The organism is Streptococcus pseudopneumoniae ATCC BAA-960 = CCUG 49455 (assembly GCF_002087075.1).
In the GTDB taxonomy this organism is placed as follows: domain Bacteria; phylum Bacillota; class Bacilli; order Lactobacillales; family Streptococcaceae; genus Streptococcus; species Streptococcus pseudopneumoniae.
Genome location: NZ_MWSM01000013.1, coordinates 16,633 through 42,883, shown reverse-complemented (window position 1 = coordinate 42,883; position 26,251 = coordinate 16,633). Strand labels below are relative to the sequence as shown.

General features: G+C 37.2%; 24 protein-coding genes, 3 pseudogenes and 1 other annotated feature. All 27 genes and pseudogenes read left to right on the top strand.

The annotated features are described in order from the left end of the window. Positions 1 to 2: 2 nt before the first annotated feature. The 27 genes and pseudogenes from B4W83_RS03440 (at position 3) to B4W83_RS03305 (ending at position 26,218) form a co-directional block, all read left to right on the top strand. Positions 3 to 755: a MurR/RpiR family transcriptional regulator gene (locus B4W83_RS03440; protein WP_023932686.1), complete on the top strand. Its 753-nt coding sequence runs from the start codon at positions 3 to 5 to the stop codon at positions 753 to 755. Between the two features lie 148 nt (positions 756 to 903). Next, on the top strand, positions 904 to 2,334 hold the full coding sequence (locus B4W83_RS03435) for a 6-phospho-beta-glucosidase (RefSeq protein WP_001062961.1): 1,431 nt from the start codon (positions 904 to 906) through the stop codon (positions 2,332 to 2,334). Positions 2,335 to 2,346: 12 nt separating this feature from the next. Continuing rightward, positions 2,347 to 2,649, top strand: a complete 303-nt coding sequence (locus tag B4W83_RS03430) for a PTS sugar transporter subunit IIB (RefSeq protein ID WP_001020606.1) — start codon at positions 2,347 to 2,349, stop codon at positions 2,647 to 2,649. A gap of 10 nt (positions 2,650 to 2,659) precedes the next feature. Continuing rightward, complete coding sequence (locus B4W83_RS03425) at positions 2,660 to 3,973, top strand: PTS sugar transporter subunit IIC (protein WP_000653346.1); 1,314 nt, start codon at positions 2,660 to 2,662, stop codon at positions 3,971 to 3,973. Between the two features lie 13 nt (positions 3,974 to 3,986). Beyond that, on the top strand, positions 3,987 to 4,307 hold the full coding sequence (locus B4W83_RS03420; RefSeq protein ID WP_000343789.1) for a PTS sugar transporter subunit IIA: 321 nt from the start codon (positions 3,987 to 3,989) through the stop codon (positions 4,305 to 4,307). Positions 4,308 to 4,315: 8 nt separating this feature from the next. Then, a pseudogene (gtfA, locus tag B4W83_RS03415) lies at positions 4,316 to 5,733 on the top strand (sucrose phosphorylase). A 261-nt stretch (positions 5,734 to 5,994) separates the two neighbouring features. After that, positions 5,995 to 6,739, top strand: a pseudogene (locus B4W83_RS03410) (CPBP family intramembrane glutamic endopeptidase). A gap of 468 nt (positions 6,740 to 7,207) precedes the next feature. Continuing rightward, the gene (locus B4W83_RS03405; RefSeq protein ID WP_000234981.1) at positions 7,208 to 7,774 is read left to right on the top strand and encodes a hypothetical protein; all 567 of its coding nucleotides are present in this window, start codon (positions 7,208 to 7,210) and stop codon (positions 7,772 to 7,774) included. Positions 7,775 to 8,094: 320 nt separating this feature from the next. Beyond that, complete coding sequence (locus tag B4W83_RS03400) at positions 8,095 to 8,283, top strand: hypothetical protein (protein WP_000179767.1); 189 nt, start codon at positions 8,095 to 8,097, stop codon at positions 8,281 to 8,283. 62 nt (positions 8,284 to 8,345) lie between these two features. Continuing rightward, positions 8,346 to 9,110, top strand: a complete 765-nt coding sequence (locus B4W83_RS03395; protein WP_000262013.1) for an ATP-grasp domain-containing protein — start codon at positions 8,346 to 8,348, stop codon at positions 9,108 to 9,110. 130 nt (positions 9,111 to 9,240) lie between these two features. Then, the gene (locus B4W83_RS12290) at positions 9,241 to 9,609 is read left to right on the top strand and encodes a hypothetical protein (protein ID WP_000447545.1); all 369 of its coding nucleotides are present in this window, start codon (positions 9,241 to 9,243) and stop codon (positions 9,607 to 9,609) included. Positions 9,610 to 9,678: 69 nt separating this feature from the next. Next, on the top strand, positions 9,679 to 9,924 hold the full coding sequence (locus B4W83_RS03385) for a hypothetical protein (RefSeq protein WP_000536918.1): 246 nt from the start codon (positions 9,679 to 9,681) through the stop codon (positions 9,922 to 9,924). A gap of 240 nt (positions 9,925 to 10,164) precedes the next feature. Further along, complete coding sequence (locus B4W83_RS03380) at positions 10,165 to 10,509, top strand: hypothetical protein (protein WP_001127479.1); 345 nt, start codon at positions 10,165 to 10,167, stop codon at positions 10,507 to 10,509. 75 nt (positions 10,510 to 10,584) lie between these two features. Then, the gene (locus tag B4W83_RS03375; protein WP_000782009.1) at positions 10,585 to 11,868 is read left to right on the top strand and encodes a hypothetical protein; all 1,284 of its coding nucleotides are present in this window, start codon (positions 10,585 to 10,587) and stop codon (positions 11,866 to 11,868) included. Between the two features lie 495 nt (positions 11,869 to 12,363). Next, a pseudogene (locus B4W83_RS03370) lies at positions 12,364 to 12,678 on the top strand (helix-turn-helix domain-containing protein); the annotation flags it as partial. 143 nt (positions 12,679 to 12,821) lie between these two features. Then, positions 12,822 to 14,045 carry a cell division peptidoglycan polymerase FtsW gene (gene ftsW / locus B4W83_RS03365; protein ID WP_000703356.1) on the top strand — a complete coding sequence of 408 codons (1,224 nt, stop codon included), beginning with the start codon at positions 12,822 to 12,824 and terminating at the stop codon, positions 14,043 to 14,045. A gap of 24 nt (positions 14,046 to 14,069) precedes the next feature. Beyond that, entirely contained in the window at positions 14,070 to 16,766 is a 2,697-nt protein-coding gene (gene ppc, locus B4W83_RS03360) for a phosphoenolpyruvate carboxylase (RefSeq protein WP_000058212.1), read from the top strand. 69 nt (positions 16,767 to 16,835) lie between these two features. Further along, positions 16,836 to 17,053, top strand: a binding site (T-box leader). A 266-nt stretch (positions 17,054 to 17,319) separates the two neighbouring features. Beyond that, complete coding sequence (gene trpX, locus B4W83_RS03350; protein ID WP_000792181.1) at positions 17,320 to 18,324, top strand: tryptophan ABC transporter substrate-binding protein; 1,005 nt, start codon at positions 17,320 to 17,322, stop codon at positions 18,322 to 18,324. 68 nt (positions 18,325 to 18,392) lie between these two features. Continuing rightward, the gene (locus B4W83_RS03345) at positions 18,393 to 19,259 is read left to right on the top strand and encodes an ABC transporter permease (protein WP_000637230.1); all 867 of its coding nucleotides are present in this window, start codon (positions 18,393 to 18,395) and stop codon (positions 19,257 to 19,259) included. Further along, complete coding sequence (locus tag B4W83_RS03340; protein ID WP_000125438.1) at positions 19,256 to 20,014, top strand: ABC transporter ATP-binding protein; 759 nt, start codon at positions 19,256 to 19,258, stop codon at positions 20,012 to 20,014. The genes B4W83_RS03345 and B4W83_RS03340 overlap by 4 nt, the downstream gene beginning before the upstream one ends. A gap of 89 nt (positions 20,015 to 20,103) precedes the next feature. After that, on the top strand, positions 20,104 to 21,864 hold the full coding sequence (gene dnaG / locus B4W83_RS03335) for a DNA primase (RefSeq protein WP_000227873.1): 1,761 nt from the start codon (positions 20,104 to 20,106) through the stop codon (positions 21,862 to 21,864). A gap of 2 nt (positions 21,865 to 21,866) precedes the next feature. Further along, entirely contained in the window at positions 21,867 to 22,976 is a 1,110-nt protein-coding gene (gene rpoD, locus B4W83_RS03330) for an RNA polymerase sigma factor RpoD (RefSeq protein ID WP_000201906.1), read from the top strand. Between the two features lie 13 nt (positions 22,977 to 22,989). After that, positions 22,990 to 23,319: a metal-sulfur cluster assembly factor gene (locus B4W83_RS03325; protein WP_000331929.1), complete on the top strand. Its 330-nt coding sequence runs from the start codon at positions 22,990 to 22,992 to the stop codon at positions 23,317 to 23,319. A gap of 115 nt (positions 23,320 to 23,434) precedes the next feature. Further along, positions 23,435 to 24,478 (top strand): alpha-galactosylglucosyldiacylglycerol synthase, encoded by a 1,044-nt coding sequence (gene cpoA / locus B4W83_RS03320; RefSeq protein WP_000412290.1) that lies wholly within the window; start codon positions 23,435 to 23,437, stop codon positions 24,476 to 24,478. 15 nt (positions 24,479 to 24,493) lie between these two features. Next, a complete protein-coding gene (locus B4W83_RS03315) occupies positions 24,494 to 25,819 on the top strand; it encodes a glycosyltransferase family 4 protein (protein ID WP_001219419.1) in 1,326 nt (441 codons plus the stop codon). Between the two features lie 29 nt (positions 25,820 to 25,848). Further along, positions 25,849 to 26,025, top strand: coding sequence for a PspC domain-containing protein (locus tag B4W83_RS03310; protein ID WP_025170615.1), 177 nt, complete (start codon positions 25,849 to 25,851; stop codon positions 26,023 to 26,025). A gap of 58 nt (positions 26,026 to 26,083) precedes the next feature. Further along, on the top strand, positions 26,084 to 26,218 hold the full coding sequence (locus tag B4W83_RS03305; protein WP_000863859.1) for a DUF4044 domain-containing protein: 135 nt from the start codon (positions 26,084 to 26,086) through the stop codon (positions 26,216 to 26,218). Positions 26,219 to 26,251 lie beyond the last annotated feature (33 nt).

Genomic DNA, 26,251 nt, shown 5'->3' with positions numbered 1-26,251 from the left:
CTATGAATTTATTTGATTATCATAAAGTAAAAGGGCTAAATAATAGTGAATTAAGCGTGTATAATTTTATATTGCAACATAGAGATAAAGTTGCTACGATGACTATCAGAGAGCTATCGACATCTATAAATCTATCGACAACAACCATCATTCGTTTTGCGAAAAAGATGGGATTTGATAGCTACAATGATTTAAAATATGCTTTGTCAAGGTCGGAAGATAAGGAAAATAAACATCGTCACTACTTTCCTATTGATATTCCAGCAATACAATTTTTACAGACTAGTGTCCAAGATGAAGCTTTAAAAAAACAACTATCAGAGATAGCAGACTTGATCGTTCAAGCCAAACAAGTTATCTTTTTAGGGGTGGGTACTAGTCTAAGTTTGGCAGAATATGGCTCATATCTTTTTTCTGGAATCGGTATTCTTAGCTTTGCTATTACTAACCCATTTTATTCTCTGAAATTGCATCATTCTAATTTGGAGGATGTTTTGGTTATTGCTCTAAGTGTCAGCGGTGAGACAGAAGAAGTTCTAACTCTGGTACAGGGATTCAAAGAAAGAAATGCTAAGATTGTTAGTCTGACAAATACAGATATTTCCACTTTATCACAGCTATCGGATATAAATTTATCCTACTTTATGCCAGTTGCCTACGCAGATTCCTCGCTACGTTCCACTAATTTGACCACTCAGATTCCAGTTGTCTATTTTTTAGAATCCTTACGTTACCAAGTTTATTTAAAAAAATAGGAGTGAAAACTCTTGTTTTTTTTATGTAACAAATATTGTTCGACTGTACATTTATTTTCTATCTCAATATCTATTGTCAGCAGATACAGTATGTTATAAAATAGACTTGTTCATAGCGCTAGTACAAAATACAGAAAGGATTGGTAAAATGGCAAAAATACCAGAAGGCTTTTTATGGGGTGGGGCAGTTGCTGCTCACCAAATTGAAGGAGGATATGATAAAGGTGGAAAAGGCATTTCGATAGCCGATGTGATGACGGTTGGAAGTGCTACCCACTCTCGACAGATTACTGATGGCGTCTTACCTGACGAATATTATCCGAATCATGATGCAATAGATTTTTACAGAACCTATAAGGACGATATACAATTATTCGCTGAGATGGGATTTAAGTGTTTTCGAACTTCGATTGCCTGGACTCGTATCTTCCCAAATGGAGATGAAGAAGAACCTAACGAAGAAGGGTTGAAATTTTATGATGATTTATTTGATCAGCTGCTAGCTCGTCAAATTGAACCGGTCATCACACTCAGTCACTTTGAAATGCCCTATCATCTAGTTACTAAGTATGGTGCTTGGCGTAATCGCAAGTTGATTGATTTCTTTGTTCGTTTTGCGGAAGTCGTCATGGAACGATATAAGGACAAAGTTAAGTATTGGATGACCTTTAACGAGATCAATAATCAAGGTGCAATTAATGTTCCTTGGTGCTCATGGACTAATTCTGGTGTCATTTATCAAGAAGATGAAAATCCAGTTGAGGTACTACAGCAGGTTATCCATTATCAGTCAGTGGCTTCTGCAAAAGTTGTACAATTGGGTCGGAAAATCAATAAAAATTTCAAAATTGGTTGTATGCTGGCAATGGTACCATTTTATCCGAATACATGTGATACAAAAGATATACTTGCTAGCCAGAAGGCAATGGAGCATCGTTTATTTCACTATGGAGATCTTCATGTTTTTGGAGAGCGTCCTTACTATATCGAGGCCTTTTGTCGAAAAAATAATATCAAACTGGATATTTTACCAGAAGATCTAGAAACTCTAAAAGAAGGTTGTGTAGATTATATTGGCTTGAGTTACTATATGAGTGATACAGTGACTGCTACAGCATCTGAGGAAACAGAAGAACTTTTCAAAGATGTTTATACTAAGAAAAATCCCTATATTGAATCAAGCGATTGGGGTTGGCAGATTGATCCTGAGGGATTACGCTATAGCTTAAATCTTTTATACGATCGCTATCATTGTCCGCTTTTTATAGTTGAAAATGGATTCGGTGCTTATGATAAGGTAGAGCCTGATGGAATCCATGATTCTTACCGCATTGATTACCTCAAACAACACATTGAACAAATGATGTTAGCGATTGAAGAAGATGGCGTAAATGTCATTGGTTATACCCCTTGGGGCTGTATCGATATTGTTAGTGCTGGTACAGGTGAAATGGAGAAGCGTTATGGCTTTATCTATGTCGATAAGAATAATAATGGCGAAGGAACTTTGCAACGAATGAAGAAAGATTCCTTTACATGGTATCAAAAAGTGATTACATCAAATGGAAACGAATTATAAGGAGTAATTAAAATGAATATTGGATTGTTTTGTGCAGCAGGTATGTCAACAAGTATTTTGGTTGAGCGAATGAAAGAAGCGGCTCAGAAAAAAGGGAAAGATGCAACAATTGCAGCTTATTCCATCAGTGAATTGGAACAAAGAGTTGGAGATATTGATGTGGCTCTATTAGGCCCACAGGTTGGTTTCCAACTTGAAAAAGCAAAAGAAATTTGTGCTTCTCACAATGTTCCTGTAGAAGTGATTGCAATGGCTGATTATGGCACTGCAAACGGTATGGCAGTTCTTAAACAAGCTTACATGATGAAAAAATAAGGAGAAGATGATGAAGGATAAACTGATTAAAAAGTTTGTTGATGGGATGATGGCCTTTGTCAATACCAAAGGTGTAACAGCGATAAAAGATGGTATTGTTTTCTCTATGCCATTGTTGATTGTTGGCTCCATCTTTCTTATCTTGGCCAATCTTCCAGTTCCAGCTCTAGCAACGATGTTAGAAACTAGTGGTATTACCCCTGTTCTCAATCAAGCAATTGGTGCAACCTTTAATATCAGTGCGATTGTAACAGTCATTGGGATTGCGTATACCTATGCTAAGCTAGAAAAACAGGAGCCGCTTGGGGCAGGTGTCATTGCCCTAGCAGTTTTCTTGCTAATCCAGCCCTCCAGTTTGATTTCTAAAAATGGGGATGTAGTTGGTAACATTATTCTGAAGGATTGGACTTCCGGGAAAGGGATGATTGGTGCCATTATCGTTGGTTTGATTGTAGGAGCAAGCTATTCTTGGTTTTTGAAGAAAAATATCAAAATCAAAATGCCAGATGGCGTACCAACTGGTGTAGCCAACGCATTTTCAGCCTTGATTCCTGCTACTGTTATCATCACAGCGGCAACGATCTTTGTCGGACTTGTTGAACAATTGTTTAAGGTCACAACGATTGAAATGATTTATAATCTTATTCAAACACCAATGCAAGGCTTGACTGACTCATTGTTTGGTGCGGTGCTTATGTGTTTCCTTGTACCATTCTTATGGATGTTTGGGGTGCACGGCTCAACTGTAGTTGGTGGCATCATGAGTGGCTTGCTACAGGCGAATGCTTTGGAAAACCAAGCCATTTTAGATAAGGGCCTTGAATTAAATCTAGCCAATGGTGGTCATATTGTGACGATTCAATTTTTTAATCAATTTATCAATGTTACAGGTGCCGGGATTACGATTGGTTTGGTAGTTTACATGGTTGCATTTGCAAAATCAAAACAACTAAAAATTCTTGGACGTCTTGAAATGGTTCCAGCCATCTTTAATATCAATGAGCCGGTGCTCTTTGGTTTGCCGATTGTAATGAACCCAGTTTTAGCAACTCCCTTTATATTAACGCCTATTTTATCTTGTATCATCCAGTATTCAGCGATTTATTTTGGACTGACACCTATGTATGGTGCCGTTCAAGTTCCGTGGACTTGTCCTCCAATTATTTCAGGATTTATCATCGGTGGTTGGAAAACAGCCTTGTTGCAAACACTTATTTTGGTTATGTCTTTCTTTGTTTATTATCCATTTATTAAACAGATGGATAAACAAGCTTTACAAGCTGTAATGCAAGAAACAAGCGATTTAGAAGACGAAGATTGGTAAGAGAGGTATTAAAATGGACGAAAAAGTACTCGAAGTGTGTTTTCAAATTATCACCTATGTAGGAACAGCAAAATCTATGTACATCGATGCTATTCAATTGGCTAAGCAGGGTGAATTCGAGCAGGCTAAAGATAGAATTAAACAAGGCGAAGAAGCATTTGTACAGGGACACAATGCTCACCACTCACTTTTGACAAAAGAAATGAATGGGGCATTAAGCCAAACAGGTCTACTTCTGATGCACGCTGAGGATCAGTTAATGAGTGCAGAAGGTTTTAGAACGATTGCTGAGGAATTTATAGCAGTCTATAAACGCTTTGAGGAAGGTAAATAGAGCAAGTTATGAAAGTAAAAAATCAAGCAATGTTAATTACCTATTCAGACAGTCTTGGAAAAAATCTGAAAGACTTGAAGTAGGTCTTAGAAGGCCCTTTGAAAGATGTGGTCGGTGGGGTCCATATTCTTCCCTTCTTTCCATCGTCAGGCGACCGCGGGTTTGCACCCATGGACTATACCAAGGTTGATGAGGCTTTTAGAGATTGGAGCGATATTGAGGCACTCAGTCAAGACTACTACCTCATGTTTGATTTCATGATTAACCATATCTCAGCCAAGTCGCCTTTTTCCTTGATTTCCTAGAAAAGAAAGATGAGTCTGCCTATGCGGATTTGTTTATCCGCTACAAAAATTTTTGGCCAAACAGTGGGCCGACTCAGGAAGATGTAGACCTGATTTACAAACGGAAGCCACGTGCTCCCTATCGCATTGCCAAGTTTGCTGATGGTAGTAAGGAAAAAGTTTGGTGTACCTTTGATGAGCAACAGATCGACCTCGATGTGACAACAGAAACAACTCGTCGCTTTATTCAGGAAAATCTGGAACAGCTGGCGGACCACGGAGCTTCCATTATTCGCTTGGACGCCTTTGCCTACGCCAATAAGAAAATCGGCACCAACTGTTTCTTTGTTGAGCCAGATATTTGGGAAATGCTTCATTTTCCGCGTCAGCTATTGGCACCAAAAGGAGTGGAAATTCTTCCAGAAATTCATGAACATTACACCATTCAGCAAAAAATCGCTGAGCAAGACTACTATGTCTATGACTTTGCCCTTCCGATGCTGGTTCTTCATGCTCTTTATTCAGGTAATGTCAACCGTCTTGTTCACTGGATGGAAATCTGCCCTCGCAAGCAATTTACAACCTTGGACACGGAGTGGTCGATGTCAAGGACTTGCTGACAGATGAGGAAACAGAGGTGACAAGAGAAGCCCTCTATGCCCAAGGAGCAAATGTCAAAACAGAGGACTACAACAATTTGGATATTTATAAGATAAATTGTACCTACTATTCAGTTTTAGGAAATGATGGCCAAGCCTATCTCTTGGCACGTGTGCTTCAATGTTTTGCACAAGGTATTCCGCAGATTTACTACGTTGGCTTGTTGGCAGGAGAAAATGATATCGAATTGCTCGAATCAACCAAAGAAGGCCGCAACATCAACCGTCACTATTATGATTTGGAAGAAATTGAGCGAGAAGTTCAACGCCCAGTTGTCCTTGTTCAATCTGCTCAAATTCCGTAATAGCAGCGCAGCATTTGATGGAGAGTTTACTGTTGACATGGAAGACGCTAATACTATCCACATCAGTTGGACCAATACCGATGCCAATACAGTGGCAGAATTAAGAGCTAATCTGAAAGATAAATCATTTGAAATTACAGAGAAAATAGATAGTGAAAGAACATCGATTTATCTATAATAGAATACAAAAGAGTGGTGGAAACGTTTGATTTCCTCACTCTTTTTGTTAGCTAGTTAGTAACAAAATAGTACTTAAACGTAAACTATGAATTATATTCTGTTGTGACGATAATTGTTCGAGAATATTTGTAATAAAAAAACAGGAACAGTCAATTAAACTGCTCCTATTTTTGTGATAGAATATAGGTAGTTATAACCGAGAGCAACTAAGAAGCAGTAAAAATATTATTCATAAAATAATCAAGATTAGGAAGATAAAATGACAGAAATTGATAAAAGGAATTTAAAAAATTATCTTTATTGTACATTTGGAATTACTTATATAGCTTGGGGGATTCTTGCCATCTTTACGCAATCTCATATTTTTGGATTAGAAACTTTTATAGGGAGAACTTTACATATAATAGGTGCACTCGGACCAGCTATTGCAAGTGGGTTTTATTTGAAAAGTAATAATATAAAATTTAAACATTTTTTATTTAATAAGAGAGAAAATAGTAGTATCTATTTCATTATTCATATGTTAGCAATTTTGATACTATTTTCTGTATCTTCCTTAGAATTAAATGGAGTATCAATTTATCTAATGCCATTATTCTTTATACAACTAATTTTTTTTTGGTGGTGGACATGAAGAATTAGGGTGGAGAGGAATATTACAACCGTTACTTGATAAAAAATATACATATTGGCAATCTAATTTGATTGTACGATCAATTTGGGGAATTTGGCATCTGCCTTTATGGTTTATAGTTGGAGAAAGTCATCAAGGATTTCCTTTTATTTTGTTTTTTATATATACATTATTTTTAAGTTTTGTTTTAGGTCTTCTTTACCGTCAAACGAAATCTGTGGGATACTGTATATTATTTCATGCGTTCGCAAATTTGTTAAATCTCTATTTTGTGTTAAAAATTAATGTTATTTTTATTGTCATTTTTATTGGTTATTTTATTTATACTATATTGGCGAGTAATAGAATTAGTAAGGAAACAACATTTTAAAATTTAGATCAGTATATCCATTATTGAAGGTAACAATCGGTCTATCTAGATAATCGATGTTAAAGAATTTTCTGTTGTAATTTCAAGTGGAATGATGAATGTCGTTTCTTTTGCAACTGGCGAAAATCTTTCCGTTCCACAGTATCATTTTAAAATGATTTTCATTGCCTTTTGTTTATTAGTATAAAAGAAGAATATTAACACATGTTGAGTGTGTGAGTTTGTTAGTGAAACGCAGTTAATCCTCAAAAGGTTCCCCAAACCTTTTGAGTCCGCCAATGGGATAGCTGTCGTAGAGTAATAAGTTTACGACGAAACGATAGGGTAACAGCGAACCGCTGAGTATGTAGCCTTGAAATGATGTTTTAAGAAGGTGGAAAAAAGAATTTGCTATATCCTAACGGTTACTAACTAATCAGTATTATGTTCTGAAAAATCAATCTACAGACAATTTAGAAGAGGTTATATATGGTTATATTAGAGTTATCTCAAAATAATTATTCTAAAGATTTAGTCGCATTTGATTCCATAGAAGATGGGAAAACTTTTGTAGCACAAATCCCTGGATATACTTTAGAAACAGAAGATGGATTTGAAGTAGAGTTTTTTAATCCTACAAACCTACCAGACTATATGGAAATTATCTATAACGGAAACATTGTACCTTTTTCTAAATTTATGTTTGACTCTAAGGAAAATGTAGACATTATTTGGAAAAAGATCTCGAATCTATCCGAACCAAACGAAAAAGTAATTGAAGGCTATTCCAAAATCGATGCATATGTCGTTAACAACGATGAAGTTAAAACCTATGTGGAAGCAAGAGAAGCAAACTATCGGCAGGCAAAAGACTTTCTAGAAGGCAGTGGATATGAAGTAGATAGAAGCTTTTTCGGAAGTGAAGACGGTGAAGCGATTCTCTACAGAAAAAAAGGTGCAGAAAATTGGCATTTCTTGTGTCACTTAGACCCAATGTTTGTAGAGATTGAAGATGTAGAAGGATATGTTAAAGAAGAAGTGGGAGAGATTCAATAGTCGATCAAAGTTCCTTGTGAGTATGTACCTTTGCTAGTAAAAATGTCAAAACATTGTAACGAAGGGGGTAAGAAAATCATTGAGTGTAAGCCTTTGTCTTGTTTAGAGGAAAAGTATTAGAGTAGCCGCTCATAATTTATACTAGATTTGATAACTTATTTGAGACAGATTTTATTTCTATAAATACTGTGAAAATTTTTTAATACCAAAGATTTAAAGTTACTGTGTTAAAAATCCTCTCCACTTTTAAACTAATGTATTATAAAAGCCAGTTGACACAAGTGTTACACTTTTGATAGAATTAACTAGAGGTGAAGAAAATGGCAACTGATAAAAATAGAATAATGATTAGCTTGGATGATAAAAATCTAGATAAACTTGAAAATTTAGTAGAAGATGCTAGAGATAGAAGAGGAATACGACTAACAAAGTCCCAGGTTATAGAATTACTCCTTAATACTGTTGATTATTTCGATGATATTATGGGAGCTATTTACTCAAAAAAATAACAGCAAAAATGCTATTATTTTTTTACAAACAGGTGCAACACTAGTGAAGTAGGAGTGATGAAATGGTTGTTTATATTAGACAAAGCAAACTACCAAGTGAAGTTTCAATTAATAAATACAATGCTCAAGTAGGTGCCTACTTACAAGGAGAAGAAATTATTTTATATCAATCTTTTTCTGAAATAGAACAGTTAACAAGTAAAGATATAGTTGTAGATTATATAATGGAGACCAGAGCATTACTAAAAATGATGGGGTTAAATGTTCCGGTTTATGACTATCCTATTGAGCTTAAAGACTTTTATGGTCGAAAGATTTATGAAGGTGTTTTAGGAGAGATTGTAAATATACCTGATAATTGGGGAAAATTTATTAAGCCTAAAGCTGGTTCAAAAGTCTTTACTGGAAGAGTTGTTAACGGAACCCGTGATTTGATAGGTATTGGTCTACCTTTTGACTATCCTATATGGATTAGTGAGGTTGTAGAATTCATAGCAGAATGGCGTTGTTTTGTTTTAGATGGTCGCGTATTAGATGTTCGACCCTATACAGGTGATTATCATGCACAATTTGATCCTAGTGTAATTGATAAAGCCATATCATGTTGGAAAGATGCGCCAATAGCTTATGGACTAGATATCGGTGTTACTAGTGATGGCAGAACACTTGTTGTTGAAGTAAATGATGGTTATGCATTGGGAAATTATGGCCTATCTCCTTTAAACTCAATCAATTTTCATAAAGCTAGATGGAAAGAAATGGTAAAACCTTATTTTGAAAAAAACGATGTCTTTACTATGCCTGAAAATGAAAATATAAGTTTCTAAAAAGAACAGAATTAAATCTGTGTATCTGCAACGAGTAAGTTGCAGTTTTTTGTTTTGAATAATGATATAATAGATTAAGAAAATAATGAAAACGCTATATATTTGAAAGTTGATTAGGAAAGCAGGAAGTATGGAAACAATTGATATGATTATTAAATCATCAACTGAGTTTTATAACGATTTGAAAACTGATGAACATGATAGATATCGTTCATGGGAGCATTGTTATTCACATTTTATGACAGCTCGAAAAGAGAATAATGTGAATCTTGATTACCTGAGTTTACAACTTGCATTTTATTTAGCAAGTTGGGGGATGTATCGAGGTTCTTCATTCTTATTACAAAAGGATTATAGAGTACATATACCTGTAGTAAGAGAAATCTTAAGCAATGAATATGATTCTCTAGCAGGAATAGAATGTAAAGATTTTAAAAATGAAACTAACCAAAAATTGCTAAAGGAAATTAATGAATTTATTGCAACTTATTATGATTAAATTAGGCGTGAAGTGAGAGGTTCAGCACTAAAAAACAACTTATCAGATACATTAATCACAAAGATACTGATGGGGACACTCGGTTGTGTTCCGGCATATGATAGATATTTTGTTTCTGGAATAAGATCACAAAAGATTGCAAGTGGAACCTATAACATTAAATCTATTTTACAACTAGTAGATTTTTATGAAAAAAACATAGAACAGTTAGATTCAGTTCAAAAGAATTTTAATGTTGCTGATATGCTGTATCCTCAAATGAAAATATTTGATATGGGATTTTGGCAGATTGGTTTTGACCTAGATAGTAAATAACTATTACGTCTATATATGGAATTGATAAATGGATTTACTTTAAAAGATAGAAACTCTTAATCTGAAGAGATTATTTATTGCTTAATATAAATTTTTCATTGAAAAGATTTTAGATTATTAACTTTCAGAGAATGATGTACCACAAATTAATTTTATTATGGAAAACAACTAGAAGCAGCCCATCAAGATATTTTAAATTAGATAATATTGCATTTGCAATTATAACAAAGGAGTACTAACATGCCGAAATATACCGACGAAGATATTAGAAAATTAAATAAAATCACATTAAAAATTGCTGGTGATTATTTAGGTATAAGTTCACAAGCAGTTGCGATAGGTCTTAGAAATAATCTTCTTCCAATTGGTTTTGCTATTCATAACGAAGAAAGAGACAGACGTTTCACTGAGAGTTGGTCATATCATATTATCGCTGAAAGAATGATTTCATACAATCATGGTAAGCTATCAGAGATCCGTGTTGAAAATATTGAAACTAGTTTAGATAAAATTATAGAGGAATTTAACGGATTAAAACAAGATTTACTTTTTATATTAAGCGAAAATGCAGAAGTGAAGAATTAGAAGTTTTTGAATTTGCGTTTTCGCTTGGTAAATATAAAAACGGTGATGTAAAATATAAGGGTAAAGGTGTTTCAAATGAAGATGATAAAGACCTTTTCTAGAGAAGAACTCTATGAAGAAATCTGGGAGATAAGTGCAAAACAAGTTTCATTGAAATATGATTTAAGCTATTCTGACTTACTCAAGAAATGTAAAGAATTTGAAATCCCAATTCCAAAGGGGAGTTATTGGTATCGTAAGAATACTGGACAAGACTTAAGTGAATTTATCGTTCCATTACCACAAAATGACGTAAATGAAGTTAATATTGATAGAAAAAGTTTAAAGAACAGTAGAATTAAAGCTGCTAAACATAAAGAAGATAGTATGGAAGATAAAAACGGAGATACTGTTAAACTTGATACAACTAGTATAAGAAGTTCATTATCATTTATAGACGACGATAAAATAGAGCGTATTATTGAAGCAGTTTCAAACCTAAACCAGGCTCCAAATAAGAGATTACATAAATCCGTAGCTAATCTAAGAGATAAAATTACAGAGTGGAATAAGAGGGAAAAAGCTGCTTCTTATCCTTACTTTGATTCTAGGCACAGATATAATGATTTAAAAGAACCTAAATTTGTAAAAAATATTTCACTAAATTCTCTTCCACGCTTATATCGCTTTTTAGATACACTAGTTACTGTTATTGAAAGAATCGGTGATAATGTAACTTCAAATTGGGATATTCAAATTGATAAGGATATTGTTCGTTTTGAAGTTATAGAATCAACAGACAAAGTAAGTCATGAATTAACAAAAGAAGAAGCTAAAGAATTAGCGAAGTACAATGATAGCGTTAAGTTTAATAGATATGCTTTTAAACCAAGAATAAAGAAGTATGACTATATTCCAAATGAAAACTTTCGATTTAAGATAATAGATGGTAAATACATTAAAGATACTAAAGAATTCACACTTGAACAATCAATCCCAGAAATAATTGTTTTAATTTACCAAGAGTATTATAAAGTTAAGAACTTACGCCTTGAACGTGAAGAGAAAGCAAGACTATACGAAGAGGAACAAGAGCGAAAAAGAAAATTACAAAATAGAATCGAAGAAGAGAAGAAGCGGACAATGTCTCTTCTGAATATGCTAGAAGATTTTAAAACAGCAAATGATTTAAGATTGATGGCTGATAAACTGGAGATAGCGGGGAAACTTAGTAAGGATGAAATTGATTGGATTAGATCCAAAGCTGACTGGATAGACCCAATAGTTTCTTCAACAGATGAATTACTAGGAATTAGAAATCATGAAAATTCTAGAGAACAAAAGGAACAATATCTAAGTGAGAAAAGGTACTACTGGTAACTTTGTGTTTTTATTTTTACAGATTGTAGTGTTATAGGAGTATATGATTAACTATTTTAGTAATAAATAGTTTTACATATTTATTTTAAATAGCCATTTGATACAAGATAGTATATACTTTCATTCTGAAGTTTAATTTTAAACAACAACTCAGTCACTTTCATTCTATAATATAGAAGTTTGCTAGCACCACACGTGGAGTGTGTAAGCTTGTTGGAGAAACGAAGTTAATCCTCAAAAGGTTCCCCAAACCTTTTGAGTTCCGCATACGCATCACGTGGAGTGTGTAGGATTGCTTGTACGAGCTGAGTCATCAGCGAAGTAGAAGTAGATTCTCCGCCAATGGGATAGCTGTCGTAGAGTAAGGAGTTTACGACGAAACGATAAGGTAAGTCCGAAACGCTCAGTGTGTAGCTTTGTTGCTAAAAGCGTAGAAACCTTTGAACGAAAGGAATAATAGACTTTCTGCGAAACAAAATATAATACAATAAAACTATGAATTCTGAAGCAAGTCAGCAATTAAGCGATAGCCGTTTCAAGAGCCTTGTAGGTGTTCAGCGCACGACTTTTGAAGAGATGTTAGCTGTGTTAAAAACAGCTTATCAACGTAAACGCGCAAAAGGTGGACGAAAACCCAAATTAAGCCTAGACGATCTCCTCATGGTAACTATTCAATACATGCGAGAATAGTGCACTTATGAACAAATTGCGGCTGATTTTGGCATTCACGAAAGCAACATAATTAGTCGGAGTCAATGGATTGAAGCAACTCTTATTCAAAATGGTTTTACGATTTCAAATTCTGCCTTAATTCTGTAAAAACAGTAAAATTCGAAGGATTGTAAGGTAAGAGTTTTTTTCTTTCTGAAAAAATGGTATAATAGCAATCAAAACTAGAAAATAAAACGGAATTTGGAACAGATTTGTCTGTATCCTAGTAGAGTGGTGATACTATGAAGATTAGTAAGAGGCACTTATTAAATTATTCCATCTTGATTCCTTACTTGCTTTTATCTATTTTGGGCTTGATTGTGGTCTATTCGACCACCAGCGCTATTTTAATTGAAGAAGGCAAGAGCGCCTTGCAATTGGTTCGAAACCAAGGAATCTTTTGGATTGTTAGTTTGATACTGATTGCCTTAATTTATAAATTGAGACTAGATTTTTTGAGAAATGAGCGACTAATCATTTTAGTTATATTGATAGAAATGCTTTTATTGTTCTTAGCTCGTTTTATTGGTATTTCCGTAAACGGGGCATACGGTTGGATTTCGGTTGCAGGAGTAACTATTCAGCCAGCTGAGTACTTAAAAATCATTATTATTTGGTATTTGGCTCACCGATTCTCCAAACAGCAAGAAGAAATAGCTATTTATGATTTTCAAGTTTTGACTCAAAATCAATGGCTTCCCCGTGCTTTTAATGATTGGCGATTCGTTCTCCTAGTTCTGATTGGAAGTTTGGGAATTTTCCCTGATTTAGGAAATGCGACTATTTTAGTCTTGGTTTCCTTGATTATGTATACAGTTAGTGGAATCGCTTATCGCTGGTTTTCAACCATTCTGGCCCTCGTATCTGCCGCTTCTGTCTTTTTCTTGACCACTATCAGCCTAATCGGTGTTGAGACCTTTTCAAAAATTCCAGTATTTGGCTATGTAGCCAAGCGCTTTAGTGCCTTTTTTAATCCTTTTGCCGATCGTGCGGATGCGGGTCACCAGTTATCTAATTCTTATTTTGCCATGGTCAATGGCGGTTGGTTTGGTCTAGGTCTTGGGAATTCGATTGAAAAACGAGGTTATTTACCAGAAGCTCATACAGACTTTGTCTTTTCTATCGTGATTGAAGAATTTGGCTTTGTTGGTGCCAGTCTTATTTTAGCTCTCTTGTTTTTCATGATTTTGCGGATTATCTTGGTCGGTATCCGAGCGGAGAATCCTTTCAATGCCATGGTTGCACTCGGTGTCGGAGGGATGATGTTGGTTCAGGTATTTGTCAATATCGGAGGGATTTCGGGCTTGATTCCATCTACAGGAGTAACCTTTCCCTTCTTATCCCAGGGTGGAAACAGTCTTCTAGTCTTGTCAGTGGCAGTGGCCTTTGTCTTAAATATTGATGCCAGTGAAAAACGTGCTAAGTTGTACCGAGAATTGGAAAATCAACCAATGAACCTTCTGTGAAGTAGAATAAAGAAAGGATAGTCTATGTCTCTTCAAAAATTAGAAAATTATAGTAATAAAAGTGTTGTGCAAGAAGAAGTATTGATTCTAACAGAATTGCTGGAAGATATTACTAAAAATATGCTTGCCCCAGAGACCTTTGAAAAAATCATGCAGTTGAAAGAATTATCAACGCAGGAAGATTATCAAGGTCTAAACCGTCTAGTGACTAGCTTATCAAATGATGAAATGGTCTATATTTCACGCTATTTTTCAATCTTACCTCTTTTGATTAATATTTCAGAGGATGTGGATTTAGCTTATGAAATCAATCATCAAAATAATATTGATCAGGACTATTTAGGTAAATTATCTACAACGATCAAAATGGTTGCTGAAAAAGAAAATGCCGTTGAAATTCTTGAACACTTGAATGTTGTCCCTGTTTTGACAGCCCATCCAACACAAGTGCAACGCAAAAGTATGTTGGATTTAACAAATCATATTCATAGTCTTTTGCGTAAATACCGTGATGTTAAGTTGGGGTTGATCAATAAAGAAAAATGGCACAATGATTTGCGTCGTTACATCGAAATTATCATGCAGACAGACATGATTCGTGAGAAAAAATTAAAAGTGACTAACGAAATCACGAATGCTATGGAATATTACAACAGCTCCTTTTTGAAAGCTGTACCTCACTTGACGACGGAGTATAAGCGCTTAGCGCAAGCCCATGGATTGAATTTAAAACAGGCTAAACCGATCACCATGGGAATGTGGATTGGTGGAGACCGTGATGGGAATCCCTTTGTTACAGCAGAGACCTTGAAACAGTCTGCACTTACTCAGTGTGAAGTCATCATGAACTATTATGATGAAAAGATTTACCAACTTTATCGTGAATTTTCTCTTTCAACTAGCATTGTCAATGTCAGCAAGCAAGTCAGAGAAATGGCTCGTCAGTCTAAGGATAATTCGATTTACCGCGAAAAAGAGCTTTACCGTCGTGCCTTGTTTGATATTCAATCAAAAATTCAGGCAACTAAAACCTATCTGATTGAGGATAAGGAAGTTGGGCCTCGTTATGAAACAGCCAATGATTTTTACAAGGATTTGATTGCCATTCGAGATTCTCTACTAGAAAATAAGGGAGAGTCCTTGATTTCAGGTGATTTTGTGGAATTATTGCAGGCAGTAGAGATATTTGGTTTTTACCTAGCATCAATTGATATGCGACAAGACTCTAGCGTCTATGAAGCCTGTGTGGCAGAACTCTTGAAATCAGCAGGAATTCATTCTCGCTATAGCGAGTTGAGCGAAGAAGAAAAGTGTGACCTTCTCTTGAAAGAATTAGAAGAAGATCCCCGAATTCTTTCTGCGACTCACGCAGAAAAATCAGAATTATTAGCAAAAGAACTAGCTATTTTTAAGACGGCTCGTGTTTTGAAAGATAAGTTGGGAGATGATGTCATCCGTCAGACCATCATTTCACATGCAACCAGCCTTTCTGATATGCTAGAATTAGCTATTCTATTAAAAGAAGTAGGACTGGTGGATACGGAAAGGGCGCGTGTTCAGATTGTTCCCCTTTTTGAAACAATTGAAGACTTGGATCATTCAGAGGAAACAATGAGACAATATCTTTCTCTTCCTCTTGCCAAAAAATGGATTGCTTCACGTAATAACTATCAAGAAATCATGTTGGGCTACTCTGACAGTAATAAAGATGGCGGTTACTTGTCATCATGTTGGACCCTCTACAAGGCTCAACAACAATTGACTGCTATTGGAGATGAATTTGGCGTTAAGGTTACCTTCTTCCATGGCCGTGGTGGGACTGTCGGTCGTGGTGGTGGGCCAACCTATGAAGCCATCACATCTCAACCGCTCAAGTCTATCAAGGATCGTATCCGCTTGACGGAGCAGGGTGAAGTAATTGGCAATAAATACGGTAATAAAGACGCTGCTTACTATAACCTTGAAATGCTAGTATCGGCAGCTATTAACCGTATGATTACTCAGAAGAAGAGCGATACCAATACCTCAAATCGTTATGAAGCCATTATGGATCAAGTAGTGGACCGTAGTTACGATATCTACCGTGATTTGGTCTTTGGTAATGAGCATTTCTATGATTATTTCTTCGAGTCAAGTCCAATCAAGGCTATTTCAAGCTTTAACATTGGTTCTCGCCCAGCTGCCCGTAAGACGATTACTGAAATCGGTGGTTTGCGTGCCATCCCTTGGGTATTCTCATGGTCACAAAGTCGTGTTATGTTCCCTGGATGGTACGGGGTTGGTTCAAGCTTCAAGGAATTTATCGATAAAAATCCAGAAAATATTGCTATTTTACGAGATATGTACCAAAATTGGCCTTTCTTCCAATCGCTTCTTTCAAATGTTGATATGGTTTTGTCAAAATCAAATATGAATATTGCTTTTGAATATGCTAAACTTTGTGAAGACGAGCAAGTTAAGGCCATCTATGAGACTATTTTAAATGAATGGCAAGTTACTAAGAACGTTATCCTGGCTATTGAAGGACATGACGAACTCTTAGCTGACAATCCATATCTAAAAGCTAGTCTGGATTACCGTATGCCTTACTTTAATATTCTCAACTATATTCAGTTGGAGTTGATCAAACGCCAACGTCGTGGAGAATTGTCCAGTGATCAAGAACGATTGATTCATATCACCATCAACGGAATTGCAACAGGATTGCGTAATTCAGGCTAATCATTTTCAAAAGTGAAGATGAAAAAAATTCTAATAGACTATTGACAAGTAGTTTAAAAATGATATAATTTAACCATTCAGAAAAGTAATCGTACAAACTTTCAAGAGAGTCTGTGGTAGCTGAAAACAGATAAGTGGCGATGATGAAAATTGGGCTGAATGTTATTTAGAATTTGAAATCATAAAAATTCGGTGAGCACACCTTACAGTGCATCTCGTTATTGCGAGACAGAGCGATAGGGAAATTCCCTATAATTGAGGTGGTACCGCGCATCGACGTCCTCACACAAGTTTTTTGTGTGAGGACTTTTTTTGATGGAGGTTAGTATGGAAAGAAAACGATGGCGTCGCTTGTTTATACTCAATGAAAATCAAAGTACAAACTAGGAAGCTAGCCGCAGGCTGCTCAAAACACTGTTTTGAGGTTGTGGATAGAACTGACAGAGTCAGTATCATATACCTACGGTAAGGCGACGCTGACGTGGTTTGAAGAGATTTTCGAAGAGTATTAGATAAGTGAAGTATTTTAAAGGAATTAAAAAGGAGAAACAGAATGAAAAATAAACGTTTAATTGGAATTGTCGCTGCCTTAGCAGTCTTAGTAGCAGGAAGCTTGATTTACTCTTCAATGAATAAACCAGAATCTCAGAATAATAAGGATGAGAAGAAAATAACCAAGATTGGTGTGCTTCAATTTGTGAGCCATCCATCCCTTGATTTGATTTATAAAGGGATTCAAGCTGGACTTGCTGAAGAAGGATATAAAGATGACCAGTTGAAGATCGACTTTATGAACTCAGAAGGTGACCAAAGTAAGGTTGCGACAATGAGTAAACAATTGGTTGCAAATGGTAATGATCTTGTGGTTGGTATCGCAACACCAGCAGCCCAAGGCTTGGCTAGTGCAACAAAAGACCTACCGGTTATCATGGCTGCTATTACAGACCCAATTGGTGCTAACTTGGTCAAAGATTTGAAAAAACCAGGTGGCAACATTACAGGGGTATCTGACCACAATCCAGCTCAACAACAAGTTGAACTCATCAAGGCTCTGACACCGAATGTGAAAACAATCGGAGCCCTTTACTCAAGTAGCGAAGACAATTCAAAAACACAGGTCGAAGAATTTAAGGCTTATGCTGAAAAAGCAGGTCTGACAGTGGAAACATTTGCAGTTCCTTCAACAAATGAAATTGCCTCAACTGTCACTGTTATGACTAGCAAGGTAGATGCTATTTGGGTTCCAATTGATAACACCATTGCATCAGGATTTCCAACGGTTGTCTCTAGCAATCAAAGTTCTAAGAAACCAATTTATCCAAGTGCGGCAGCTATGGTAGAAGTAGGTGGTTTGGCATCAGTTGTAGTTGACCAACATGACCTTGGTGTGGCAACTGGAAAAATGATTGCGCAAGTTCTGAAAGGTGCAAAACCAGCTGATACCCCAGTCAATGTCTTTTCAACTGGTAAGTCAGTCATCAATAAAAAAATAGCACAAGAACTAGGTATTACGATTCCTGAGTCTGTTCTCAAAGAAGCAGGACAAGTCATCGAATAAATAAGGAAGGGAGGAGGAGACTCTTCCCATTTTTTAAAAAGATGAATATAGAAAGGATTAAATAAAATATGATTGTTTCCATTATTTCTCAAGGATTTGTCTGGGCTATTCTAGGTCTGGGAATCTTTATGACATTTAGGATTTTAAACTTTCCAGATATGACGACAGAAGGTTCCTTCCCTCTTGGGGGAGCTGTTGCTGTCACTCTGATAACCAAAGGCGTGAACCCTTTTTTAGCGACACTGCTTGCTGTAGGAGCAGGTTGTTTGGCTGGAATGGTGGCAGGACTTCTTTATACAAAAGGGAAGATTCCAACCTTGCTCTCAGGGATTTTGGTGATGACTTCCTGTCACTCTATCATGCTCTTGATTATGGGACGTGCAAATTTAGGCTTGCTTGGAACCAAGCAAATTCAGGATGTTTTGCCTTTTGATTCGGATTTGAATCAACTTTTGACAGGTCTTATCTTTGTCAGTCTTGTTATTGCTCTCATGCTCTTTTTCTTGGATACCAAACTCGGACAAGCCTATATTGCTACAGGTGACAATCCTGATATGGCTAGAAGTTTCGGGATTCATACTGGACGCATGGAGCTTATGGGCTTGGTTTTATCAAATGGTGTGATTGCCCTTGCAGGTGCTCTTATTGCCCAGCAAGAAGGGTATGCTGATGTATCTCGAGGAATCGGGGTTATCGTTGTGGGGCTTGCCAGTTTGATTATTGGAGAAGTTATTTTCAAGAGTTTGAGCTTGGCAGAGCGTTTGGTTACCATCGTTGTAGGTTCTATCGCTTATCAATTCTTAGTGTGGGCAGTTATTGCGCTTGGCTTTAATACAAGTTATCTTCGTTTGTACAGCGCCGTGATTTTAGCAGTCTGTCTCATGATTCCAACATTTAAGCAAACAATCTTGAAAGGAGCCAAATTAAGCAAATGACAGCAATTGTAGAATTAAAAAATGCAACCAAAGTCGTTAAAAATGGCTTTGATGAAGAAAAGATTATTTTAAATGATGTTTCCTTAGAAATTTTTGAACAGGATTTCATCACGATTTTAGGTGGAAATGGTGCTGGAAAATCAACTCTTTTTAATACTATTGCAGGAACTTTATCACTAACCAGTGGAACTATCCGTATTTTGGGTGAAGATGTTACCAAGTTTTCACCAGAGAAGCGGGCTAAGTATCTGTCACGTGTTTTCCAAGATCCCAAGATGGGGACAGCTCCCCGTATGACGGTGGCTGAAAATCTTTTGATTGCCAAGTTTCGTGGTGAAAAGCGTGGACTGTTTCCGAGACGTCTGGCTAGCTATAAAGATGAGTTTCAGGCAACTATTGAAAAAGTGGGAAACGGTCTTGAGAAACATTTGAATACACCGATTGAGTTTTTATCAGGTGGTCAAAGACAAGCCTTGAGTCTCTTGATGGTAACCTTGAAGCGACCTGAATTACTCTTGTTAGACGAGCATACTGCAGCTCTTGATCCAAAGACAAGTGTTGCCCTCATGGAATTGACAGATGAATTTGTCAAGAAGGATCAATTGACAGCGCTTATGATTACTCATCATATGGAAGATGCTCTTAAGTATGGCAATCGCTTAATTGTCATGAAAGAAGGACAAATTATTCAAGATTTGAACCAGGAAGATAAAGCAAAAATGAAAATCTCTGATTATTATCAACTCTTTGAATAAAGTAGGGAAAATGAGTGAAATGGTTTACTTTTTTTCTGAAATAAAGTATACTATATAAAGTAAACTATGATAACATGGAGGTATTGTGTATGGTTGACAAACAAGTCATTGAAGAAATCAAAAACAATGCCAACATTGTGGAAGTCATAGGAGATGTGATTTCTTTACAAAAGGCAGGACGGAACTATCTAGGGCTCTGTCCTTTTCATGGTGAAAAAACACCTTCTTTCAACGTTGTAGAGGACAAGCAGTTTTACCACTGTTTTGGTTGTGGTCGCTCAGGTGATGTCTTTAAGTTCATCGAGGAGTACCAAGGTGTTCCCTTTATGGAGGCTGTCCAAATCTTAGGTCAGCGTGTTGGAATTGAGGTGGAAAAACCGCTTTATAGTGAACAAAAGCCAGCCTCGCCTCACCAAGCTCTTTATGATATGCACGAAGATGCGGCTAAATTTTATCATGCTATTCTCATGACAACGACCATGGGGGAAGAGGCCAGAAACTACCTTTATCAGCGTGGTTTGACAGATGAAGTGCTCAAGCATTTTCGGATTGGTTTATCACCTCCAGAACGAAACTATCTCTATCAACGTTTGTCTGGTCAGTATCGTGATGAGGATTTCCTAGATTCAGGTCTGTTTTATCTCTCGGATGCCAATCAATTTGTAGATACCTTTCACAATCGGATTATGTTTCCCCTGACAAATGACCAAGGAAAGGTCATTGCCTTCTCAGGTCGTATCTGGCAGAAAACGGATTCACAAACTTCTAAGTATAAAAATAGCCGATCGACTGCAATTTTTAACAAAAGTTACGAATTATATCATATGGATAGGGCAAAAAAATCTTCTGGAAAAGCCAGTGAGATTTATCTGATGGAAGGATTCATGGATGTCATTGCAGCCTATCGGGCTGGAATCGAAAATGCTGTCGCATCTATGGGAACAGCTTTAAGTCGTGAGCATGTTGAGCATCTGAAAAGATTAACCAAGAAGTTGGTTCTTGTTTATGATGGCGATAAGGCTGGACAAGCTGCGACATTGAAAGCGCTGGACGAAATTGGTGATATGCCTGTGCAAATCGTCAGCATGCCTGATAGCTTGGATCCGGATGAGTATCTACAAAAAAATGGACCAGAAGATTTGGCCTATCTGTTAACGAAAACTCGTATTAGTCCGATTGAGTTCTACATTCATCAGTATAAGCCTGAAAACAGTGAAAATTTGCAGGCTCAGATTGAGTTTATTGAAAAAATAGCTCCCTTGATTGTTCAAGAAAAGTCTATCACTGCTCAAAACAGCTATATTCATATTTTAGCTGACAGTCTGGCATCCTTTGATTATGCTCAGATTGAGCAGATTGTTAATGAGAGTCGTCAGGCGCAAAGGCAGAATCGCATGGAAGGAATTTCCAGACCGACGCCAATCACTATGCCTGTCACCAAGCAGTTATCGGCTATTATGAGGGCAGAAGCCCATCTACTTTATAGAATGATGGAATCTCCTCTTGTTTTGAACGATTACCGCTTGCGGGAAGACTTTGCATTTGCCACACCTGAATTTCAGGTCTTATATGACTTGCTTGGTCAGTATGGCAATCTTCCTCCAGAAGTTCTAGCAGAACAGACAGAGGAAGTTGAAAGAGCTTGGTACCAAGTCTTAGCTCAGGATTTGCCTGTTGAGATGTCTCCGCAGGAACTTAGTGAGGTAGAGTTGACTCGAAACAAGGCTCTCTTGAATCAGGACAATATGAGAATTAAAAAGAAGGTGCAGGAAGCTAGCCATGTAGGAGATACAGATACAGCCCTAGAAGAATTGGAACGTTTAATTTCCCAAAAGAGAAGAATGGAGTAATAATGGCAACAAAACAAAAAGAAGTAACAACATTTGACGTACAAGTAGCAGAATTTATCCGTAATCATAAGCAAAAAGGGACAGCAACAGATGATGAAATCAATGCTAGTCTTGTCGTTCCTTTTACCTTGGACGCTGATGGGATTGAAGATCTCTTGCAACGGATTCAGGATGCAGGAATTTCGATCACAGATAACGAAGGAAATCCGAGTGCGCGTGTTCTTAGCAATGAAGAAGAACCAGAACTCAGCGATGAGGACTTGATTGGATCAACTTCTGCTAAGGTTAATGACCCTGTCCGTATGTACTTGAAAGAAATCGGAGTCGTTCCTCTCTTGACCAATGAAGAGGAAAAAGAATTGGCACTGGCTGTTGAAGCTGGTGATATCGAAGCCAAACAACGTCTTGCGGAAGCCAACCTTCGTTTGGTTGTTTCCATCGCCAAACGCTATGTCGGTCGTGGTATGCAGTTCCTTGACTTGATTCAAGAAGGAAATATGGGCTTGATGAAGGCGGTTGACAAGTTTGACTATTCTAAAGGGTTCAAGTTTTCAACTTATGCAACTTGGTGGATTCGTCAGGCCATCACTCGTGCTATTGCGGATCAAGCTCGTACCATCCGTATCCCTGTCCACATGGTTGAAACCATCAATAAATTGGTTCGTGAACAACGTAATCTCCTTCAAGAATTAGGTCAAGATCCAACACCAGAACAGATTGCTGAACGTATGGATATGACACCTGATAAGGTTCGTGAAATCTTGAAGATTGCTCAAGAACCAGTATCTCTTGAAACTCCTATCGGTGAAGAAGATGATAGCCATCTTGGAGACTTTATCGAAGATGAAGTGATTGAAAATCCAGTGGATTATACGACTCGTATCGTCTTGCGTGAGCAGTTGGATGAGGTCTTGGATACTCTTACAGACCGTGAAGAAAATGTTTTGCGTCTACGTTTTGGACTAGATGATGGGAAAATGCGCACTCTTGAAGATGTGGGTAAAGTCTTTAACGTGACTCGCGAGCGTATCCGTCAGATTGAAGCTAAAGCTTTGAGAAAATTACGCCAACCAAGTCGCAGCAAACCGCTTCGTGATTTTATTGAAGACTAAGAGTGAGGAAAATATGGCTTATACAGAAGAGCAAATCGAAAACATCAAAACACGGATTTTAACAGCCTTAGAAGAAGTCATCGACCCTGAGTTGGGAATCGATATTGTCAATCTTGGTTTAATTTATGAGATTCGTTTTGACGGTGACACAGGGCAAACAGAGATTGATATGACTTTGACAACTATGGGTTGTCCCCTAGCAGACCTTTTGACAGACCAGATTTATGATGCCATGACAGAGGTGCCAGAAGTAACGGATACTGAGGTCAAATTAGTTTGGTATCCAGCCTGGACAGTTGAAAAAATGAGTCGCTATGCACGCATTGCCCTAGGCATTAAGTAAACAAATAAAAGCATGTGAGAGATTATTGGAAGAGCGAGGAAATTTCCCCCTCTTTTCCTCTAGTCTCTCCTTTCTTTTGCTGATTTTATTCAAAGAAAATGATATAATAGTAGTTATGGAAAAAAAGAAATTACGCATCAATATGTTGAGTTCAAGTGAGAAAGTAGCAGGGCAAGGAGTTTCGGGCGCTTACCGTGAATTAGTTCGTCTTCTTCATCGTGATGCCAAGGACCAATTGATTGTTACAGAAAATCTTCCAATAGAGGCAGATGTGACTCACTTTCATACAATTGATTTCCCCTATTATTTATCAACCTTTCAAAAGAAACGCTCAGGAAGGAAAATTGGCTATGTGCATTTTTTGCCTGATACACTTGAGGGGAGTTTGAAAATTCCATTTTTCTTAAAGGGAATTGTTAAACGCTATGTATTTTCTTTTTACAACCGGATGGAGCACTTGGTGGTGGTCAATCCGATGTTTATTGAGGATTTGGTGGCAGCTGGTATTCCACGTGAAAAAGTGACCTATATTCCTAACTTTGTCAACAAGGAAAAATGGCACCCCCTTCCACAAGAAGAGGTGGTCAGACTGCGAACAGAGCTAGGTCTTAGTGACAATCAGTTTATCGTAGTAGGTGCTGGTCAAGTTCAGAAACGTAAAGGGATTGATGACTTTATCCGTCTGGCTGAGGAATTGCCTCAGATTACCTTTATCTGGGCCGGTGGTTTCTCTTTTGGTGGCATGACAGATGGTTATGAACGCTACAAGAAAATGATGGAAAATCCCCCTAAAAATTTGATTTTTCCAGGAATTGTCTCACCAGAGCGAATGCGCGAGTTGTATGCCCTAGCGGATCTTTTCTTGCTTCCTAGTTACAATGAACTCTTTCCGATGACTATTTTAGAGGCTGCCAGTTGTGAAGCTCCTATTATGTTGCGTGATTTAGATCTTTATAAGGTAATTTTAGAGGGAAATTATCGGGCGACAGCAGATAGAGAAGAGATGAAAGAGGCTATTTTGGAATATCAAGCAAATCCTGCTGCCTTAAAAAATCTTAAAGAAAAGGCTAAGAATATTTCTAGAGAGTATTCTGAAGAGCATCTGTTACAAATCTGGTTGGACTTTTATGAGAAACAAGCCGCTTTAGGGAGAAAGTAAAAAGTGAGGTAATCTATGCGAATTGGTTTATTTACAGATACCTATTTTCCTCAGGTTTCAGGTGTGGCGACCAGTATTCGAACCTTGAAAACCGAACTTGAAAAGCAGGGACATGCTGTTTTTATCTTTACGACAACAGATAAGGATGTCAATCGCTACGAAGATTGGCAAATTATCCGCATTCCAAGTGTTCCCTTTTTTGCTTTTAAGGATCGCCGCTTTGCCTATCGAGGATTCAGCAAGGCGCTTGAAATTGCTAAACAATATCAACTGGATATTATCCATACTCAGACAGAATTTTCTCTTGGCTTGTTGGGGATTTGGATTGCGCGTGAATTGAAGATTCCAGTCATCCATACCTATCACACCCAGTACGAAGACTATGTGCATTATATTGCCAAGGGGATGTTGATTCGTCCTAGCATGGTCAAGTATCTGGTTAGAGGTTTTTTGCATGATGTGGATGGGGTGATTTGCCCGAGTGAGATTGTCCATGATTTGCTATCTGACTATAAGGTTAAGGTTGAAAAACGTGTCATTCCAACTGGGATTGAATTAGCCAAGTTTGAGCGTCCGGAAATCAAGCAGGAAAATTTGAAAGAACTACGTAGTAAATTAGGGATTCAAGATGATGACCAGATGTTGCTGAGTCTTTCCAGAATTTCCTATGAAAAAAATATTCAAGCAGTACTAGTAGCCTTTGCAGAAGTTCTGAAAGAAGAAGACAAGGTTAAACTGGTAGTTGCTGGGGATGGCCCTTATCTGGATGACCTCAAAGAGCAAGCTCAGAAACTAGAGATTCAAGACTCCGTCATCTTTACAGGCATGATTGCTCCTAGTGAGACAGCGCTCTACTATAAGGCGGCGGATTTCTTCATCTCGGCATCGACAAGTGAGACCCAAGGTTTGACCTACTTGGAAAGCTTAGCTAGTGGGACGCCTGTCATTTCTCATGGAAATCCTTATCTGGACAATCTGATCAGTGATAAAATGTTTGGAACCTTGTACTATGGAGAACATGATTTGGCTGGAGCTATTTTAGAAGCCCTGATTGCAACACCAGACATGAATGAGCATACTTTATCAGAGAAATTGTATGAGATTTCAGCTGAGAACTTTGGAAAACGGGTGCATGAGTTTTATCTGGATGCCATTATTTCAAATAATTTCCAGAAAGATTTGGCTAAAGATGATACGGTCAGTCAGCGTATTTTTAAAACAGTTTTGTATCTTCCGCAAAAGGTGGTCTCTGTACCGGTAAAAGGCTCTAGACGCATGCTGAAGGCTTCAAAAACACAGTTAATCAGCATCAGAGATTATTGGAAAGACCATGAAGAATAGAAAGAGGAATAGCTATGAAAAAACAATTGATGAGAAGTGGTAGTGATCAAAAAATTGCTGGTGTTTGTGCCGGGGTAGCCCATTATTTTGATATGGATCCGACTATTGTTCGTGTAATATGGGGTGTTCTTGCTTGCTGTTACGGAGCGGGAATTGTAGCTTATATCATTTTATGGATTATCGCACCAGTAGCAAGTGACTATTGAAAACTAGCTCAATTCATGCTAAGATAATAGAAAATAGAATGTGACGAAGGAGAAAAAAATGGCATTTGGAGATAATGGAAATCGTAAAAAAACTATGTTTGAGAAAATAACCTTGTTTATCGTGATTATCATGCTAGTAGCAAGTTTATTGGGAATTTTTGCAACTGCAATTGGTGCCCTCAGTAATCTATAAAATAGATTCAAGAAAATTTAGTGACTGGGATTT

Excerpts from the sequence above, each read along its gene's own strand:
- B4W83_RS03440 (WP_023932686.1), top strand. The coding sequence starts at position 3 with ATGAATTTATTTGATTATCATAAAGTAAAAGGGCTAAATAATAGTGAA.
- B4W83_RS03435 (WP_001062961.1), top strand. The coding sequence starts at position 904 with ATGGCAAAAATACCAGAAGGCTTTTTATGGGGTGGGGCAGTTGCTGCT.
- B4W83_RS03430 (WP_001020606.1), top strand. The coding sequence starts at position 2,347 with ATGAATATTGGATTGTTTTGTGCAGCAGGTATGTCAACAAGTATTTTG.
- B4W83_RS03425 (WP_000653346.1), top strand. The coding sequence starts at position 2,660 with ATGAAGGATAAACTGATTAAAAAGTTTGTTGATGGGATGATGGCCTTT.
- B4W83_RS03420 (WP_000343789.1), top strand. The coding sequence starts at position 3,987 with ATGGACGAAAAAGTACTCGAAGTGTGTTTTCAAATTATCACCTATGTA.
- B4W83_RS03405 (WP_000234981.1), top strand. The coding sequence starts at position 7,208 with ATGGTTATATTAGAGTTATCTCAAAATAATTATTCTAAAGATTTAGTC.
- B4W83_RS03400 (WP_000179767.1), top strand. The coding sequence starts at position 8,095 with ATGGCAACTGATAAAAATAGAATAATGATTAGCTTGGATGATAAAAAT.
- B4W83_RS03395 (WP_000262013.1), top strand. The coding sequence starts at position 8,346 with ATGGTTGTTTATATTAGACAAAGCAAACTACCAAGTGAAGTTTCAATT.
- B4W83_RS12290 (WP_000447545.1), top strand. The coding sequence starts at position 9,241 with ATGGAAACAATTGATATGATTATTAAATCATCAACTGAGTTTTATAAC.
- B4W83_RS03385 (WP_000536918.1), top strand. The coding sequence starts at position 9,679 with ATGGGGACACTCGGTTGTGTTCCGGCATATGATAGATATTTTGTTTCT.
- B4W83_RS03380 (WP_001127479.1), top strand. The coding sequence starts at position 10,165 with ATGCCGAAATATACCGACGAAGATATTAGAAAATTAAATAAAATCACA.
- B4W83_RS03375 (WP_000782009.1), top strand. The coding sequence starts at position 10,585 with ATGAAGATGATAAAGACCTTTTCTAGAGAAGAACTCTATGAAGAAATC.
- ftsW (WP_000703356.1), top strand. The coding sequence starts at position 12,822 with ATGAAGATTAGTAAGAGGCACTTATTAAATTATTCCATCTTGATTCCT.
- ppc (WP_000058212.1), top strand. The coding sequence starts at position 14,070 with ATGTCTCTTCAAAAATTAGAAAATTATAGTAATAAAAGTGTTGTGCAA.
- trpX (WP_000792181.1), top strand. The coding sequence starts at position 17,320 with ATGAAAAATAAACGTTTAATTGGAATTGTCGCTGCCTTAGCAGTCTTA.
- B4W83_RS03345 (WP_000637230.1), top strand. The coding sequence starts at position 18,393 with ATGATTGTTTCCATTATTTCTCAAGGATTTGTCTGGGCTATTCTAGGT.
- B4W83_RS03340 (WP_000125438.1), top strand. The coding sequence starts at position 19,256 with ATGACAGCAATTGTAGAATTAAAAAATGCAACCAAAGTCGTTAAAAAT.
- dnaG (WP_000227873.1), top strand. The coding sequence starts at position 20,104 with ATGGTTGACAAACAAGTCATTGAAGAAATCAAAAACAATGCCAACATT.
- rpoD (WP_000201906.1), top strand. The coding sequence starts at position 21,867 with ATGGCAACAAAACAAAAAGAAGTAACAACATTTGACGTACAAGTAGCA.
- B4W83_RS03325 (WP_000331929.1), top strand. The coding sequence starts at position 22,990 with ATGGCTTATACAGAAGAGCAAATCGAAAACATCAAAACACGGATTTTA.
- cpoA (WP_000412290.1), top strand. The coding sequence starts at position 23,435 with ATGGAAAAAAAGAAATTACGCATCAATATGTTGAGTTCAAGTGAGAAA.
- B4W83_RS03315 (WP_001219419.1), top strand. The coding sequence starts at position 24,494 with ATGCGAATTGGTTTATTTACAGATACCTATTTTCCTCAGGTTTCAGGT.
- B4W83_RS03310 (WP_025170615.1), top strand. The coding sequence starts at position 25,849 with ATGAGAAGTGGTAGTGATCAAAAAATTGCTGGTGTTTGTGCCGGGGTA.
- B4W83_RS03305 (WP_000863859.1), top strand. The coding sequence starts at position 26,084 with ATGGCATTTGGAGATAATGGAAATCGTAAAAAAACTATGTTTGAGAAA.